Raw genomic sequence first — 16859 nt, 5'->3', positions numbered from 1 at the left:
TGTAACAACGAGTTACATCTCTTCTTTTTTTATTTTACTAATTTTCCTAGTACGGGTAATCGTTGAACCCTATCACCGAGAATATGCGAAGCAAGTCCACTCGTTAGTACGAATAAAAGATAAACAAGTCCTCCTGCTGCGGCGCATATAAACACAATGATCAGTGATTCTATATAAGATTGTCCAGGAATAATCCAGCTTATAATTGATCTTAATGCAATTACAACAGCAGACATTGCTGCGGAGTAAATCGTAATTAGAAATACTGTTTTTGCTGTTTCACCAATTTTGAATTTCGCAAACTTAACGATGCAGTACAGCATAATAATATTTGAAACGAGATATCCAAGAATTGTTCCAATTACAGCACCATGCCCACCGAATAAATGTAAGAGCGGTGTGTTCACCACAATTTTAACGAGAATACCGACTGAGAATGCAATCATTGTTTTTCTTTGATAATCAATTCCTTGTAATATAGCAGCTGAAACTGTGAAAATCGCACTTAATACAGCAGAAGGTGCAAATGAAATTAAATATTGTGATCCACCAAGTGCAATTTCAGGATTTACATAAACCATGCGGAATGCATCGTAAGCGATACTAGCTAAACCGAATGCGGCTGGGATAGTGAAGAATAACAACACTTGGAATATCTTTGAAATTTGTTCTTGTAATTCTTCTAGTTTCCCACTTGTAAATGATTTCGTTATAGCTGGAATAATTGTTAATGAGAATCCAGTTGCAAGTGAAGCTGGAATCATAATTAACTTTTGGGCATAGTTCGTTATATAAGCGAAGACTGCATTAGCGGTTTCTAAAGGCTCTCCCATTGCTCTAAGGACATCAGCTACAGTATATTGATCTACTAACGTATAGAGCGGAATTGCAATACCGACAAATACAATTGGGATTGCATATCTAAGTAATTCCATATAAATATTTTTTAATGGAATATCGGATGCCCTTGACTTTAATTCACCTTCGGGAGGCTTTAATCCGTTATATTTTTTCCAGTACAGCATTAAAATAGAGACGCTGGCAAGTGCCCCGATAACAGCACCAAACGTAGCAACTGCAACAGAAGAAGCTACTGAACCCCCTAATAGTTTTGAGACGATAAAACTACCAACTAAAATGAAGACAACGCGTGCGATTTGTTCCACAACTTGAGAAACAGCACTTGGTTTCATATGTTGAAAACCTTGGAAATAACCGCGTGTAACACTCATAGCTGGTACGATAATAAGCGCGAAACTTAATGCTCGCATTGTAAGTGTTACGTCGGCGATAAATTGTGGATCGGGCGTTTTCGAGCGAATAATAAATTGTGATATGTACGGTGCTCCAATAAATAAAATTAAAAATCCTAAAAAGCCCATAAACAACATCAATTTTACGCTAGAGTTGTATAATTTTTTACTTGTACTATAATCACCAAGTGCATTATGTTTTGCAACAAATTTGGAGACGGCAATAGGAATACCAGCTGTTGAAAAGCTTAATAAAATACCGTACCAAGAGTATGCATATCCGTATAAAGCGACCCCTTGCGTTCCAACTAATAATTGAAAGGGGAAGAAGTATATAAAACCTAAAATTCGTGAAATCATTGTTGCACCACTTAATAAAGCAGTGCCTTTTAAAACTTTTGAAGTAGACAAAATTCTTTCCTCCTACTCGTGCTGTCTTGCATTCATCGTATACTACTATAAACCTGCTAGAGAAGTTAATACAGTATAAACCATAAATGTTCTAATACTATTCATACAAAAGTCATATTTTGAATTTTTGAATAGAATGTAATACATAAAAATTCAAAATATAAGTTGACACTATTTTTAATGTGTGATAAAAATGATAGTAATCAATTCGGAAAATAATATTTGGGCAATGAAAGGGTATAGTAGTGAAAATCTCCCTATTTCAGAGAGCTGATGGTTGGTGTGAATCAGTATATAGATTATTCATGAAGTTCGTCCTGGAGCATCTTTCATAAATCTCATATTTTGAGGAAATGAAAGACGGTAGTTTATACCGTTATCAAATAAAGTGGTGAAGATTGTTTCACAACTAGGGTGGTACCGCGATATTTATCGTCCCTACGTATTTACGTAGGGACGTTTTTTATTTAGGTCCTAACTTTGGTGTGGCTTCATAACTAGGGTGGTACCGCGATATTTTATCGTCCCTACGTATTTGCGTAGGGACGTTTTTTATTTAGGTCTTACTTTTGTTGTATCTTCATAACTAGGGTGGTACCGCGATATTTTTGTCGTCCCTACGTATTTACGTAGGGGCGTTTTTTATTGTTAGGGAGGAAGTGAACGTATTAGAAAAGAGTATGGATAGAACAATATAAATACCGGATTGTAAAACAGAAAAAGATAAAGAGAGGAGATTAACAAATGAATTCACAGCAATGGACGTCGAAATTAGGTTTCGTATTAGCTGCAGCAGGTTCAGCGATTGGTCTTGGAGCGATTTGGAAGTTCCCGTATATGGCCGGAATTGGAGGGGGCGGCGCGTTCTTCCTTATTTTCATCGGTTTCACATTATTAATTGGTTTACCGCTATTATTAGCTGAATTCGTTATCGGAAGAAGTACACAAAAAGAGGCTGTTGATGCGTATAGCGAAATCGCACCAAAAACACTATGGCCTTGGTTAGGTAAATTAGGGATTGTAACTTGTTTCATATTACTTTCTTTCTACAGTGTTGTAGGGGGATGGATTTTACTATATTTATGGAATGCAATTACAGGTAGACTATGGGAAGGAAATGGGGCATACGAAGCTACGTTTGGTGAAATCATTTCCAATCCATATTTAGCAGTTGGATCACAGCTATTATTCATCCTTATTACTATTTTCATCGTAAGTAAAGGCGTACAAAATGGTGTTGAAAAAGTAAATAAATATTTCATGCCAGCACTATTCGTTTTATTCTTTGTATTAATCGTTCGTGCACTTACATTAGACGGTGCTGGAGAAGGCGTTCGCTTCTTCTTACAACCTGACTTCTCAAACGTAACATCAGAAATCATTTTATATGCAATGGGGCAATCGTTCTTCTCACTATCTGTCGGTGTAGCCGTTATGGTAACGTATAGCTCGTACTTACCGAAAGAAGAAAGTTTACCGCGTTCAGCATTTTCTATCGTAGCTTTAACGCTTGTGATTACATTACTTGCAGGACTAGCAATTTTCCCAGTTGTATTCGCATTTGGAATGGAACCATCTCAAGGACCTGGACTATTATTTATTGTATTACCAGCTATTTTCAGTAAAATGGCGTTCGGAAAATTATTCTTCATTGTTTTCTTATTACTATTCTTCTTTGCTACTATTACATCAGCAATTTCGATGTTAGAAATTAGCGTTGCATCTTTAACTGCAAAAGGTAAAGGAAAACGTGAAAAAATGGCTTTAATCGTTGGATTATTAATCTTCGTTGTTGGGGTACCATCAGCATTATCATTCGGTTTGTTAAGCGATGTGAAACCATTTGGAAAAACAATTTTTGATTTAGCAGATTATGCGGTTAGTAACATACTAATGCCACTTGGTGTTTTATTAGTTTCCATCTTTGTTCCTTTAAAAATGAAGAAAGATGTATTAATGAAAGAGCTTGGTGTAAGTAAAAATAAAGGCTATAAATTATTCGTATTATGGTTATTCTTACTTCGCTATATTGCACCAATTGCGATTATTATCGTATTCCTAAATGTACTTGGAATTATATAAAAAGAGAGGTAGCGCATCGCTCTATGATTACGCTACCTTTTTATTGCAGTTCGTTTACCGTTACGAACTAATAGCCCTTCTTAGATAATGAGTCTAAAATATCTTTAAAAAGTATGAAGATGCAAGGAGAAGAGATTTATCATATAATAAATTGAAAAAGGTATATTAGGAGGTGTTTAAATGGCGATTATAATTCAATTGCCGGACACTGCAGCGTCTCATGCAAAGCCAAGTATGGAAATGGCGATACTTTGCGTGAGGTAGACAAGTAATATACAATCGCCTAAATGAGCTCGTATCATTTTTTATATTTGGCTTTGCACCTTATTGAAATGAACCATAAAAAATAAGGGGCGAGCAGAAATGAAATACGTTAAAGCTGCGACGGTTTTACCAGAAAGTTTAATTATGGAAATTCAAAAGTATATACAAGGTGAAACAATTTACATTCCAAAACAAGAAACAAAACATTATAAATGGGGTACACGATCTGGAGGAAGAAAACAGCTGGATGAAAGAAATAAAGCAATTAAAGAAGCATTTAAAAGCGGAAGTGCTATTCATCAACTTGCAGAAGAGTATTTTCTTTCCGGAGAAACGATTAAAAAGATAGTGTATTCTAAATGAAGATAAAAGAGTCTAGTTCAAATATTATTTTGAACTAGACTCTTTTTGCTTTGTATGTATCGGATATATTGTGTATGAATGGGCAAGATAATAGAAAAAATGTGCCGTTTTTTTACTAGAATATAGAGCATTTGAGTGGAAAGCAGAAAGGTGAGCATATATGAATCATTTAGGACAAATAACGATAGAACTATTTTTTGGTTTTTTTGTTCTATTGGTTGCTACAAAAATATTAGGGAAAACACAAATATCGCAGTTAACGCCTTTTGATTTTATTTCTGCTATTGTTCTCGGAGAATTGGTCGGAAATACTATATATGACCCGAAAATAAAAGTATGGTCTATTTTATATGCAGTACTTGTATGGGTAGTGTTAATTTATATTATAGAAGTAATAACGCAAAAATTTAGAGGGACGAGAAGTTTTTTTGAAGGCTCTCCGTCAATCATTATCCGTAATGGATATATTGACCGGGAACAACTAAGTTCAAATCATTTGGACATAAACCAATTACAGCAAATGCTACGGCAGCAAAAAGATATTTTTTCAATCCGGGAAGTTGAGTTTATGATTTTGGAACCTAACGGAAACGTAAGTGTTCTGAAAAAAAGTAAATATGAATCTCCCACTATAAATGATTTAAGTTTAAAAAATAAGCCTGTATACTTACCGATTTCATTAATTAGTGATGGAAAAGTAGTGAAAGATAATTTGAGGGAAGCAGGTTTTGATGAAGGATGGCTTTATAAACAAATAAAACAAAAAGGGATTACTAAATTTGAGGATGTATTATATGCAGAATGGAAAACAGATGATGGTTTCTTTTGTCAGGAAATGCAGCGGTAGAGAATAATCGATGTATGTAATATTCTTTTCTAAGTTATCTTTTACATATCAAAAAACGTAATCATTGTATACAATAAAATTAGATCAACAATTTGTATGGAGTGATAAAGATGGAAGCTTTTATTAGAAGTGATCAATATAATTTTATAAAGTCACAAGCTTATATTTTAGCAAATGGACATGCGACGGCAAATGATAGAGGAGTAATTCAAGCGTTAAAATCACTTGCAATTGAAAAGATACTACATGTATTTGAGAATTTAACGGATGAACAAAAAGAGTTAATTGATACGGTATTAACAGTTAAAAATAGAGAAGATGCAGAATCATTTTTAATGAAAATAAATCCGTATGTAATTCCGTTTCAGGAAGTTACAGCACAAACGTTAAAAAAACTATTCCCTAAAGCAAAAAAATTAAAACTGCCTGATATGGAAGAACTGGATATGAAAGAATTATCTTATTTAAGCTGGATTGACAAGGGATCAAGCAGGAAATTTATTATAGCGAAAAATGATAAAAATAAGTTTGTTGGTCTGCAAGGAACATTTCAAAGTTTAAATAAAAAAAGCATTTGTTCATTATGTCATGGGCATGAAGAAGTAGGAATGTTTTTAGTTGAAATTAAAGGTGATGTACAAGGAACTTTTGTTAAAAAGGGAAACTATATTTGCAAAGATGGTGTAGCTTGCAATCATAATATGAAATCGCTTGATAAATTACAGGATTTTATTGAGAGACTAAAGAAATAAAATAGAAGACCTCTAGTATTTAAACTGGAGGTTTTTATTTTTTGAAGAAGAAGTAATAGGCTCCTTTGTAGATGTAGATTTATAAAAAAAGTTAGGTCATTTATAATAAAATGTGATAAAAATATCTATTTGGATACAGTCGCTTATATGCAAGGAGGTAAAACATGGATTCCATTTTAGCGAAAGAAGTGGTATTAAAAGTGAAACGGTGGCCTAAAGATACGATTGCAGCGGGGCGTTGTCATACTGTTGGCCTAAAATCGGATGGCACGATGATAGCAGTGGGCCGAAATAAAGAAGGAGAATGTAATGTAAGTGGCTGGCGTGATATTGTATCGGTCGCAGCGGGCAATGTCCATATGGCGACGAACACGGGTAATGCTCATACAATCGGTCTTAAATGTGACAGTACTGTGGTAGCAGTGGGTTGGAATAAGCATGACCAATGTGATGTAAACGATTGGCATAATATTGTATCGGTTGCGGCGGGATGGCGCCGTACCATTGGTCTTAAAGCGGATGGCACGGTGATAGCAGTGGGCCGAAATAAAGAAGGAGAATGTAATGTAAGTGGCTGGTGTGATATTGTGGCGGTCGCGGTGGGTGACTGGCATACAGTCGGTCTTAAATTGGACGGAACGGTGACGACTGTGGGTAATAATCGATATGGCCAATGCAATGTAAGTGGCTGGCGTGGTATGGTGGCGTTGGCGGCAGGTTATCTTCATACTGTGGGTCTGAAATCGGATGGCACGGTGATGGCTGTCGGTAATAATAAACATGGTCAATGTGATGTAAGCAGCTGGCGTGATATTGTGGAAATAGCGGCAGGGAGTAAGCATACAGTCGCTCTTAAATCAGATGGTACTGTAGTGGCAATGGGTTCGAATGAGTATGGTCAATGTAATGTAAGCAATTGGAGTGATATTGTAGCGATAGCGGCGGGGTGTGCACATACCGTCGGCCTTACATCTGACGGCACGGTGGTAGCAGTAGGTGATAATACATACGGTCAATGCGACGTAAGTAGCTGGTGTAACATCCGATTGCCTGGCAAATAGTTAATTTACAATAAATCACTAGTAATATTATTCTATTTTAGGAGTAATTATGGAATAGGATATGTAGATAAGAATCCCTTTTTAAAAGAGGTTCTTATTTTTTTCCGTAAAATGAGTGTCAAAATGGAACTTTTTAAAGCTAAAGTAGAAGATATAATTTATAAATAAAGCATGAGAGGTGAAGGATTGTTTAAAAAGCTTTTATTTTCTTTACCAGATATTTTACTTGTGTGTATTGTTTTCTACATAACATATACAAAAACTTTTAGTTTTGGACAGACGTTAGTAATTTCAATTGCAATCGGAATTATTGGTGGTCTTGTTATAAGAATTTGTAAGGATGTATTCACGTATATAAGGTGGACAATTAAACAGAGGAAATCTTGAATATGTTTAACACCTATTAGGAGGAGCGGAAATGACTAATAAAAAGAATAGAGTGAAAAACGAAATAGCACTTTGGACATTAACAGCAGTTGTTCTTTTAATTGTATGGTACTTTTTTCAAAGATAAAAACGCATCGTACTTAAAAGAGCACGATGCGTTTTTATTATTTTTTCTGCCAATTTTCTTGAATAAAGTCTTCACGGCCAGATTCTTTACGCTCTAAAGCATATTTCTCTGGATTCTTTTTATAGAAATGTTGGTGGTACTCTTCTGCTTCATAAAAAGGTGCAGCAGGAAGAATTTCAGTCACAATAGGATCTTTAAACATACCGCTTTCTGCTAGCGTTTGCTTCGATTTTTCAGCAAGCTCTTTTTGTGTTTCATTATGATAAAAAATTGCTGTGCGGTAAGAGGGACCACGGTCAAAAAATTGTCCGCCATCATCAGTCGGATCGATTTGTGGCCAATATAAATCTAGTAATTTTTGATACGGGAAAATAGAAGGATCAAATGTAATTTGGACGACTTCTAAATGTCCAGATGTCCCTGATTTTACTTGTTCATATGTTGGATTTTCTATATGACCTCCTGCATAACCAGAAATGACTTTTTGAATACCAGGAAGCTCATCAAATGGTTTTACCATGCACCAAAAGCAGCCACCAGCGAAGGTTGCGAGTTCGTATGTTTTTTCGGACATTGCTGTAATCCTCCTAAATATATATGTTTTATATAGTATTATATAAATTGTTTTATTGCGCAATAAAAAAGATTTGAAAATATATGTTTTTTATAAACAAGATCCTCCGCTCACATCAATCAATTGACCAGTAACCCAGCGGCTGTCTGGGGAAGCAAGAAATGCAGCAGTATCGGCAATGTCTTCAACTTCACCTAAGCGATTGAAGGCGGAAATAGTAGTAGCATACTGTTTCATCATTGGATCGCTCAAGAGTTCTGCGTTCATATCTGTTTTAATAAATCCTGGAAGTATTGCATTCACTGTTATTCCTTGTGCTCCGAGTTGTTTTGCAAGCGTGAAAGTCATCGTGTTAATTGCACCTTTCGTCATACTATATGCAACGAAATCAGGCAAAGAAATGCGGGTGGCAGCTGATGAAATATTAATAATTCGGCTATTATCACGTAAACGTGGTAGTGCTTGTTGAATGATAAAGAATGGTGCTTTTGCATTTACTGAAACCATTCTATCAAAAAATTGTTCAGTCGTTTCTTCAATAAAGGCACCAGGACCGATTCCAGCGTTGTTTATTAAAATATCAAATTGTGTTCCACCAGTTCTTTTTTGTAATTCGTTATCTAAAGAAATATAAAGGTTGTCTACACCGTGTAAAGATTCAAGATTTGCACCGATAGAAAAAGCTGATCCGCCATTTGATTGAATTTCATGAACAGTTTCTTCAGCATCTTCTTTTCGATTTCCATAATGAACAGCAACTAATGCACCGTCGTTTGCTAACCGTTTTGCGATAGCACGTCCAATTCCTCGGCTTGCTCCTGTAACTAATGCTATTTTACCTTTTAACATAGTTTTCTCATCTCCTCATAAATTGTATATGTTTTTAAGTTGTTTTTCTTTATGTAGTAACGCGAACATACTTAAGTAATGTATGAGTATGTGTAAGAAGTTCATTCCGATTTTGTTTTGAGAAAAAATAAATAGATTTCTAGTAAATAGAATGAATTTTAATTTTTTTCTAAAAACATGTTGACAATGAAAAGAACCGCGTCCTATAATACGTGTAACAAATAAAAGTGAATTAAGAATTTTCTAACTTTATATATTGTATATGCAAAGAAGAGGAAAGTAGATGATTATGGTCGTTTCAGAGAGCTACTCCTAGGCTGTGAGAGTAGTAGCAATCGAATCATTGAAGATCACCTCGGAGCATCGCTTGCGAAAGGGAAACTGAGTAGAGGGCGGCGGCATCGTCTCCGGTAAAAGGACGGAGGTCTGATTGGACCTATGAAGCTTATATTTCGTGAGAAGTATAAGGAAGCTGAGTGGTAACGCGAAACTCTCGCCTCAGCAATCAAAGCTACTAATTTGTAGTAGTTGATTGCTGAGGCGAGAGTTTTTATTTTAAAAAATAGAATAAAAGAATGCGAGGAAGAGGAGAGTAAATGATAAAGATTGTTTCAGAGAGCTGCCCAAAGGCTGTGAGGGTGGTAACAATTGAATCATTGAAAATCACCTCGGAGCACTGCTTTTGAAGTTAGTAAAAAGTAGCGGAGTTGTTTTCCGATAGAAAAACAAAAGTCTAATTGGACTTGCAGAGCTTATATTTCGTGAGAAGTGTAAGGAAGCTGAGTGGTACCACGATTCCCTCGTCTCAGCAATGGATTGCTACAAGTATGTAAGTAATCGATTGTTGAGACGAGTATATTTTTAAGATTATTATACTGAATATTCTGTTAAAAATACTCATCTCAGCAATCGATATAGAAATAGATTGCAAAAATAGAGAGAAAAAAGAGGAGCGATGTGAGATGGGAAACCAGTACATTTACATGAATGGGGAATTTGTAGAAAAAGAAAAGGCAGTTGTTTCAGTATATGATCACGGCTTTTTATACGGGGACGGTGTATTTGAAGGGATTCGTAGTTACGGAGGAAATGTATTTTGTTTAAAAGAACATGTGAAACGACTATATGAATCGGCGAAATCTATTTTACTTACAATTCCAATGACGGTAGATGAAATGGAAGAAGCAGTTTTACAAACATTGCAAAAAAATGAATACGCGGATGCCTACATTCGATTAATTGTTTCAAGAGGAAAAGGTGACTTAGGGCTTGATCCGAGAAGCTGTGTGAAACCGAGCGTAATTATCATTGCAGAACAATTAAAGTTATTCCCTCAGGAATTTTATGATAATGGACTAAGCGTTGTGTCTGTTGCATCAAGACGTAATACGCCAGACGCATTAGACCCACGCATTAAGTCAATGAACTACTTAAATAACGTGCTTGTAAAAATTGAAGCGGCACAAGCGGGAGTGCTAGAGGCTCTTATGTTAAATCAACAAGGATATGTTTGTGAAGGCTCTGGAGATAATGTTTTCATTGTGAAAGATGGAAAAGTGTTAACACCTCCTTCGTACTTAGGGGCGCTAGAAGGTATTACGAGAAATAGTGTGATTGAGTTATGTGAGCGTCTAAGTATTCCGTGTGAGGAAAGGCCATTTACTCGCCATGATGTATATGTAGCAGATGAAGTGTTTTTAACAGGAACTGCAGCGGAACTAATTCCTGTAGTGAAAGTAGATTCAAGAGAAATTGGAGATGGAAAACCAGGAGATGTAACAAAAAGATTAACCGAAGAATTTAAAAAATTAACGAGAGAAAGAGGAGTACGTGTTCCAGGGTTGGTGGAAAGTTTAGCGTAAATAGGGAGAGGAGTTAATTGAAATGGAGGAACAGTATACAGCATGCGATGAACTGCAGAGTGAAGAAGCTACAGGTGCTGGACACGTTATTCAATGTTTGAAGAAATTAGGTGTAACGACCGTTTTCGGTTATCCGGGCGGAGCGATTTTACCAATATACGATGCGTTATACGAAAGTGGTTTAAAGCACGTGTTAACTCGTCATGAACAAGCTGCAATTCATGCAGCTGAAGGATATGCGAGAGCTTCTGGAAAGGTTGGAGTAGTCTTTGCTACCTCTGGTCCAGGGGCGACGAATTTAGTTACGGGTTTAGCAGATGCTTATATGGATTCGATTCCTTTAGTAGTCATTACAGGGCAAGTTGCAACGCCTTTAATTGGTAAAGACGGATTTCAAGAAGCGGATGTTGTCGGAATTACAGTACCTGTTACGAAGCATAATTACCAAGTTCGTGATGTAAATCATTTATCAAGAACTGTGCAAGAAGCTTTTTACATCGCCGAAAGCGGGCGACCGGGACCGGTATTAATTGATATTCCAAAAGATGTTCAAAATGCAAATGTAACAAGTTTCTTTAATGAAGAAGTGGAGATTCCAGGATATAAACCAGAACCTTTGCCAGACAGTTTGAAACTGAGAGAGGTAGCAAAATCAATTTCAAAAGCAAAACGCCCACTCCTTTATATCGGGGGAGGCGTCATTCATTCAGGCGGATCTGAAGAACTCATCAAGTTTGCGAAGGAGAATCGTATTCCAGTCGTTTCAACTTTAATGGGGCTGGGTGCATATCCGCCGGGAGATCCGTTGTTTTTAGGAATGCTCGGTATGCATGGAACGTACGCTGCAAATATGGCAGTAACAGAATGTGACTTATTACTGGCGTTAGGTGTTCGTTTTGATGATCGTGTAACAGGAAAATTAGAACTTTTTTCTCCGCATTCGAAAAAAGTACATATTGATATTGATCCTTCTGAGTTCCATAAAAATGTAACTGTAGAGCATCCGATTGTTGGTGATGTGAAAAAGGCGCTACATATGCTGTTACATATGTCTATTTATACACAAACAGATGAATGGCTTCAAAAACTGAAGAAATGGCAAGAAGAATATCCACTTTCATATAAGCAAAAAGAATTTGAGTTAAAACCACAGCATGTTATCAACTTAGTAAGTGAATTAACGAATGGTGAAGCGATTGTCACGACAGAGGTAGGACAGCATCAAATGTGGGCTGCTCACTTTTATAAAGCGAGAAAACCACGGACTTTTCTAACATCAGGGGGATTAGGGACGATGGGATTTGGTTTTCCAGCAGCAATTGGTGCTCAGCTTGCAAAAGAAGAAGAACTTGTCATCTGTATTGCTGGTGATGCTTCTTTCCAAATGAACATTCAAGAGCTGCAAACAATTGCTGAAAATAATATTCCTGTCAAAGTATTCATCATAAACAACAAATTTTTAGGGATGGTAAGGCAATGGCAAGAAATGTTTTATGAAAACCGTTTGTCGGAATCGAGAATTGGGTCACCAGATTTTGTGAAAGTAGCAGAAGCTTATGGTGTAAAAGGGCTAAGAGCAACAAATTCGTTTGAGGCGAAAAAGGTAATGTTAGAAGCATTTTCTCATGAAGGTCCTGTCGTAGTTGACTTTTGTGTAGAAGAAGGTGAGAACGTCTTTCCGATGGTTCCGCCAAACAAAGGGAATAACGAAATGATTATGAAGAGGTGGGAAGAATGAGTCATACTTTTTCATTAGTTATTCATAACGATCCGAGCGTCTTATTACGCATAAGTGGAATTTTTGCTCGGCGTGGTTATTATATTTCTTCTTTAAATTTAAACGAAAGAGATACAAGTGGTGTTTCTGAAATGAAACTAACAGCAGTTTGTACTGAAAATGAAGCAACGTTACTTGTCAGTCAGTTGAAAAAATTAATCAATGTACTGCAAGTAAATAAATTATAAGGAGTGTATGGAATATGAAAACTTATTATGAGAAAGATGCAAATTTAGAGCTATTAAAAGGGAAAACAGTTGCGGTAGTCGGATATGGATCTCAAGGTCATGCCCAAGCACAAAATTTACGCGATTCTGGTGTGGAAGTTGTAGTTGGTGTTCGCCCTGGTAAGTCATATGAAGTAGCAAAAGCTGATGGATTTGAAGTAATGTCTGTTTCAGAAGCGGTTCGAACCGCACAAGTTGTACAAATGTTATTGCCGGATGAACAGCAAGCATATGTGTATAAAGCAGAAGTAGAAGGAAATCTCCGTGAAGGACAAATGTTACTTTTCTCACATGGATTTAATATTCATTTCGGCCAAATTAATCCGCCAAGTTACGTAGATGTAGCAATGGTTGCGCCAAAAAGTCCAGGACATCTCGTTCGCCGTGTATATCAAGAAGGAAATGGTGTTCCGGCATTAGTCGCAGTGCATCAAGATGCAACGGGAACAGCGCTACATGTAGCACTGGCATATGCAAAAGGTGTAGGTTGTACACGTGCAGGTGTAATTGAAACGACATTCCAAGAAGAAACAGAAACAGACTTATTCGGTGAGCAAGCAGTGCTTTGCGGAGGGGTAACAGCACTTGTGAAAGCTGGTTTTGAAACGTTAACGGAAGGTGGATATCGTCCTGAAATTGCATACTTTGAATGCTTGCATGAATTAAAGTTAATTGTTGATTTAATGTACGAAGGCGGATTAACGAATATGCGTCATTCTATTTCAGATACGGCAGAGTTTGGAGATTATGTAACAGGATCGAGAATTGTTACAGATGAAACGAAGAAGGAAATGAAACGTGTTCTTACAGAAATTCAGCAAGGTGAATTCGCGAAAAAATGGATTTTAGAAAATCAGGCGGGGCGCCCAACGTATAATGCGATGAAAAAAGCAGAACAAAATCATCAGCTTGAAAAGGTGGGGGCAGAACTTCGTGAAATGATGAGCTGGATTCATGCACCGAAAGAATTAGTAAAGAAATAGATTAAGAGAGTATAAGTGAAAAATATGTAAGAGGGGATTTGACAAGATGAGAAGTGACATGATTAAAAAAGGTTTTGATAAAGCTCCGCATCGTAGTTTATTAAAAGCAACCGGTTTGAAAGATGAAGATTTTGATAAACCGTTTATAGCGATCTGTAATTCTTTTATTGAAATTATTCCAGGGCATAAGCACTTGAACGAATTTGGAAAACTTGTAAAAGAAGCCGTTCGTGCAGCGGGCATGGTACCATTCGAATTCAATACAATTGGAGTAGACGATGGTATTGCGATGGGACATATCGGTATGCGTTATTCGCTTCCGAGTCGTGAAATTATTGCAGATTCAGTAGAAACAGTTGTAAATGCACATTGGTTTGATGGCATGATTTGCATTCCAAACTGTGACAAAATTACACCTGGTATGATGATGGCGGCTCTTCGTATTAACATTCCAACTGTATTTGTTTCAGGTGGTCCGATGGCTGCGGGAAAAACATCTAAAGGAGAAGTTGTTGATTTAAGTTCCGTTTTTGAAGGGGTAGGAGCTTATCAATCCGGGAAAATTTCAGAAGAAGAATTAAAGGATATCGAAGATCATGGCTGTCCATCTTGTGGCTCTTGTTCGGGTATGTTTACCGCGAATTCTATGAATTGTTTATGTGAAGTGTTAGGTTTAGCTCTTCCAGGAAACGGTAGTATTTTAGCAATTGATCCAAGACGTGAGGAGTTAATTAAACAAGCAGCAGAGAAATTAAAAATTTTAATTGAGAGAGATATTAAGCCACGCGATATTGTGACAGAAGAGGCAATTGATGATGCATTTGCACTTGATATGGCGATGGGAGGATCTACGAATACAGTATTACACACGCTAGCGCTCGCACAAGAGGCAGGATTAGATTACGATATGAACCGTATTGATGCTGTTTCAAGACGTGTACCGCATTTATGTAAAGTAAGCCCTGCTTCTAATTGGCATATGGAAGATATTGATCGAGCAGGCGGGATTAGTGCAATTTTGAAAGAGATGAGCAGAAAGGAAGGGGTACTTCATCTAGATCGAATAACTGCTACTGGGCAAACATTAAGAGAAAACATTGCTGAATCTGAGATTCAAGATAAAGAAGTTATTCATACTCTTGAAAACCCTCATAGTGAGGAAGGGGGATTACGTATATTAAAAGGAAACCTTGCGAAAGATGGGGCAGTTATTAAAAGCGGAGCAACAGAGGTAAAACGATTTGAAGGACCTTGCGTTATTTTTAATTCACAAGATGAGGCGCTTGCGGGCATTATGCTTGGAAAGGTGAAAAAAGGAGATGTAGTTGTCATTCGTTATGAAGGGCCAAGAGGCGGACCAGGTATGCCAGAAATGTTAGCACCAACATCAGCAATTGCTGGTATGGGGTTAGGAGCAGATGTTGCGCTATTAACGGATGGACGTTTCTCGGGTGCTTCACGTGGTATTTCAGTAGGGCATATTTCACCAGAAGCAGCTGCGGGCGGAACGATTGCACTTCTTAAACAAGGGGATATCGTTTGTATCGATGTTGAGGAGAGATTATTAGAAGTAAGAGTTAGTGATGAAGAATTAGATAAGCGTAAAAAAGAATGGAAACGACCAGAACCGAAAGTGAAAACTGGCTGGCTTGGGCGTTATGCACAAATGGTAACATCGGCGAATACAGGTGCAGTCCTAAAAATCCCGAATTTCGATTGAGCCAATCTAAAAGAGATAAGGATGATATGAAATGGTGCAGAAAGTAAAGGAGAGAGTGAAAATTGAAGATATCTTAATGGCTCATAATTGCATGAAAGATATCGTTATTAAAACACCGTTACAACGAGATACAGTTTTATCTGAGAAATATGATTGTGACGTTTATGTGAAACGAGAAGACTTACAATTGATTCGATCTTTCAAAATTCGTGGTGCGTATAATTTGATTCAAAGTTTACCGAAAGAAAAGTTACAAAATGGTGTTGTTTGTGCAAGTGCTGGTAATCATGCGCAAGGGGTAGCTTATACGTGTAATTTATTGAAGATTCCGTCAAAGATTTTTATGCCCACAACGACACCTAAGCAAAAAGTATCACAAGTCCAATTTTTCGGTGGTGATTTCGCAGAGATTGTATTAGTTGGTGATACATTTGATAGCTCTTTCCAAGAAGCACAGCGCTATTGTGATGAAAATAAGATGACATTCGTTCATCCGTTCGATGACCCGTATGTCGTTGCTGGTCAAGGAACAGTGGCGGTTGAAATTATGCATGATATGGAGAAACCAGTTGATTATATCTTTACAGCAATCGGCGGTGGCGGGTTAGCATCAGGTGTTGGTACATATGTGAAAGGTGTTAGTCCTGCTACAAAGGTCATTGGTGTAGAACCGATGGGGGCTGCATCTATGAAAGAGGCTTTTCTTCAAAATGAAAATGTGGCATTGGAGAAAATAGATAGTTTTGTTGATGGGGCAGCGGTTAAAAAGGTAGGAAAGTTAACATTTGAAACTTGTAAAGAGGTAATTGATGATATTGTTTTAGTACCAGAGGGAAAGGTTTGTACGACGATTTTAGAACTGTATAAGAAAAATGCAATTGTAGCTGAACCCGCTGGAGCACTTTCTATTGCGGCGCTTGATCTTTACAGGGATGAAATAAAAGGGAAAACAGTTGTATGTACGCTAAGTGGTGGAAATAATGATATTGATAGAATGCAAGAAATGAAAGAACGTTCCCTCATTTATGAAGGATTAAAGCATTACTTCATCATTGAATTCCCGCAGCGTTCAGGAGCACTAAGAGAGTTTCTTGATAAGGGATTAGGCCCAGAAGATGATATTACACGATTTGAGTACATTAAGAAACATAATAAAGAAAATGGTCCAGCACTAGTCGGTGTAGAATTAAAACATAAAGAAGATTACGAGCAATTAATTACTCGTTTTAAAGAAAATAATATTCAATTTGTGGAGCTCAATAAAAATCCTATTTTGTTTGATTTACTTATTTAAAAGAAATAGAAAGAGAGCTATTATTA

Annotated in this window: 15 protein-coding genes and 3 other annotated features; of the genes, 12 read left to right on the top strand and 3 right to left on the bottom strand. The window is 36.9% G+C overall.

Annotated features, from left to right (window positions below; translation table 11 throughout):
• Window positions 1–29: 29 nt before the first annotated feature.
• Window positions 30–1664, bottom strand: a complete 1635-nt coding sequence (locus ACP6L7_RS03330; protein WP_097831533.1) for a putative polysaccharide biosynthesis protein — start codon at window positions 1662–1664, stop codon at window positions 30–32.
• A gap of 220 nt (window positions 1665–1884) precedes the next feature.
• Window positions 1885–2107, top strand: a binding site (T-box leader).
• A gap of 301 nt (window positions 2108–2408) precedes the next feature.
• Here ACP6L7_RS03330 and ACP6L7_RS03325 point away from each other — a divergent pair.
• The 6 genes from ACP6L7_RS03325 (at window position 2409) to ACP6L7_RS03300 (ending at window position 7420) form a co-directional block, all read left to right on the top strand.
• A complete protein-coding gene (locus tag ACP6L7_RS03325) occupies window positions 2409–3746 on the top strand; it encodes a sodium-dependent transporter (protein ID WP_016094308.1) in 1338 nt (445 codons plus the stop codon).
• A 363-nt stretch (window positions 3747–4109) separates the two neighbouring features.
• Window positions 4110–4373, top strand: a complete 264-nt coding sequence (locus ACP6L7_RS03320; protein WP_097831532.1) for a CD3324 family protein — start codon at window positions 4110–4112, stop codon at window positions 4371–4373.
• Window positions 4374–4533: 160 nt separating this feature from the next.
• Window positions 4534–5220, top strand: coding sequence for a DUF421 domain-containing protein (locus ACP6L7_RS03315; RefSeq protein ID WP_097831531.1), 687 nt, complete (start codon window positions 4534–4536; stop codon window positions 5218–5220).
• 110 nt (window positions 5221–5330) lie between these two features.
• On the top strand, window positions 5331–5972 hold the full coding sequence (locus ACP6L7_RS03310) for a FusB/FusC family EF-G-binding protein (protein ID WP_097831530.1): 642 nt from the start codon (window positions 5331–5333) through the stop codon (window positions 5970–5972).
• 164 nt (window positions 5973–6136) lie between these two features.
• Window positions 6137–7033: an RCC1 domain-containing protein gene (locus ACP6L7_RS03305; RefSeq protein WP_097831529.1), complete on the top strand. Its 897-nt coding sequence runs from the start codon at window positions 6137–6139 to the stop codon at window positions 7031–7033.
• A gap of 186 nt (window positions 7034–7219) precedes the next feature.
• A complete protein-coding gene (locus ACP6L7_RS03300; RefSeq protein WP_097831528.1) occupies window positions 7220–7420 on the top strand; it encodes a hypothetical protein in 201 nt (66 codons plus the stop codon).
• Window positions 7421–7584: 164 nt separating this feature from the next.
• Here the strand turns inward: ACP6L7_RS03300 and msrA are convergent, their stop codons facing one another.
• A complete protein-coding gene (gene msrA, locus ACP6L7_RS03295) occupies window positions 7585–8121 on the bottom strand; it encodes a peptide-methionine (S)-S-oxide reductase MsrA (RefSeq protein ID WP_097831526.1) in 537 nt (178 codons plus the stop codon).
• A 90-nt stretch (window positions 8122–8211) separates the two neighbouring features.
• Window positions 8212–8970, bottom strand: coding sequence for an SDR family oxidoreductase (locus ACP6L7_RS03290; RefSeq protein WP_098361796.1), 759 nt, complete (start codon window positions 8968–8970; stop codon window positions 8212–8214).
• Between the two features lie 258 nt (window positions 8971–9228).
• Window positions 9229–9474, top strand: a binding site (T-box leader).
• Between the two features lie 67 nt (window positions 9475–9541).
• Window positions 9542–9781 (top strand) — a binding site (T-box leader).
• Window positions 9782–9932: 151 nt separating this feature from the next.
• Here ACP6L7_RS03290 and ilvE point away from each other — a divergent pair.
• Genes ilvE through ilvA form a run of 6 tightly spaced genes read left to right on the top strand, consistent with a single transcriptional unit; the run spans window position 9933 to window position 16833 of the window.
• Window positions 9933–10832 carry a branched-chain-amino-acid transaminase gene (gene ilvE, locus ACP6L7_RS03285; RefSeq protein WP_097831524.1) on the top strand — a complete coding sequence of 300 codons (900 nt, stop codon included), beginning with the start codon at window positions 9933–9935 and terminating at the stop codon, window positions 10830–10832.
• Between the two features lie 22 nt (window positions 10833–10854).
• Entirely contained in the window at window positions 10855–12570 is a 1716-nt protein-coding gene (gene ilvB, locus ACP6L7_RS03280; protein ID WP_097831523.1) for an acetolactate synthase large subunit, read from the top strand.
• A complete protein-coding gene (locus ACP6L7_RS03275) occupies window positions 12567–12797 on the top strand; it encodes an ACT domain-containing protein (RefSeq protein ID WP_044440462.1) in 231 nt (76 codons plus the stop codon). Before ilvB ends, ACP6L7_RS03275 begins: the two co-directional genes overlap by 4 nt.
• 14 nt (window positions 12798–12811) lie before the next feature.
• A complete protein-coding gene (gene ilvC / locus ACP6L7_RS03270) occupies window positions 12812–13819 on the top strand; it encodes a ketol-acid reductoisomerase (protein WP_097831522.1) in 1008 nt (335 codons plus the stop codon).
• Window positions 13820–13865: 46 nt separating this feature from the next.
• Window positions 13866–15539 carry a dihydroxy-acid dehydratase gene (gene ilvD / locus ACP6L7_RS03265; RefSeq protein ID WP_097831521.1) on the top strand — a complete coding sequence of 558 codons (1674 nt, stop codon included), beginning with the start codon at window positions 13866–13868 and terminating at the stop codon, window positions 15537–15539.
• A gap of 31 nt (window positions 15540–15570) precedes the next feature.
• Complete coding sequence (gene ilvA / locus ACP6L7_RS03260) at window positions 15571–16833, top strand: threonine ammonia-lyase IlvA (RefSeq protein WP_097831520.1); 1263 nt, start codon at window positions 15571–15573, stop codon at window positions 16831–16833.
• Window positions 16834–16859 lie beyond the last annotated feature (26 nt).

The organism is Bacillus silvicola (assembly GCF_050524305.1).
Taxonomy (GTDB): Bacteria; Bacillota; Bacilli; order Bacillales; family Bacillaceae_G; genus Bacillus_A; species Bacillus_A cereus_AT.
This window is presented reverse-complemented; position numbering and strand designations above follow the sequence as displayed.

Bases quoted from the DNA above. Each gene is read 5' to 3' on its own strand.
- ACP6L7_RS03275 (WP_044440462.1), top strand. From the start codon at position 12,567: ATGAGTCATACTTTTTCATTAGTTATTCATAACGATCCGAGCGTCTTA.
- ACP6L7_RS03305 (WP_097831529.1), top strand. From the start codon at position 6,137: ATGGATTCCATTTTAGCGAAAGAAGTGGTATTAAAAGTGAAACGGTGG.
- ACP6L7_RS03320 (WP_097831532.1), top strand. From the start codon at position 4,110: ATGAAATACGTTAAAGCTGCGACGGTTTTACCAGAAAGTTTAATTATG.
- msrA (WP_097831526.1), bottom strand. From the start codon at position 8,121: ATGTCCGAAAAAACATACGAACTCGCAACCTTCGCTGGTGGCTGCTTT.
- ACP6L7_RS03325 (WP_016094308.1), top strand. From the start codon at position 2,409: ATGAATTCACAGCAATGGACGTCGAAATTAGGTTTCGTATTAGCTGCA.
- ilvC (WP_097831522.1), top strand. From the start codon at position 12,812: ATGAAAACTTATTATGAGAAAGATGCAAATTTAGAGCTATTAAAAGGG.
- ACP6L7_RS03290 (WP_098361796.1), bottom strand. From the start codon at position 8,970: ATGTTAAAAGGTAAAATAGCATTAGTTACAGGAGCAAGCCGAGGAATT.
- ACP6L7_RS03315 (WP_097831531.1), top strand. From the start codon at position 4,534: ATGAATCATTTAGGACAAATAACGATAGAACTATTTTTTGGTTTTTTT.
- ACP6L7_RS03310 (WP_097831530.1), top strand. From the start codon at position 5,331: ATGGAAGCTTTTATTAGAAGTGATCAATATAATTTTATAAAGTCACAA.
- ilvE (WP_097831524.1), top strand. From the start codon at position 9,933: ATGGGAAACCAGTACATTTACATGAATGGGGAATTTGTAGAAAAAGAA.
- ilvD (WP_097831521.1), top strand. From the start codon at position 13,866: ATGAGAAGTGACATGATTAAAAAAGGTTTTGATAAAGCTCCGCATCGT.
- ilvA (WP_097831520.1), top strand. From the start codon at position 15,571: ATGGTGCAGAAAGTAAAGGAGAGAGTGAAAATTGAAGATATCTTAATG.
- ilvB (WP_097831523.1), top strand. From the start codon at position 10,855: ATGGAGGAACAGTATACAGCATGCGATGAACTGCAGAGTGAAGAAGCT.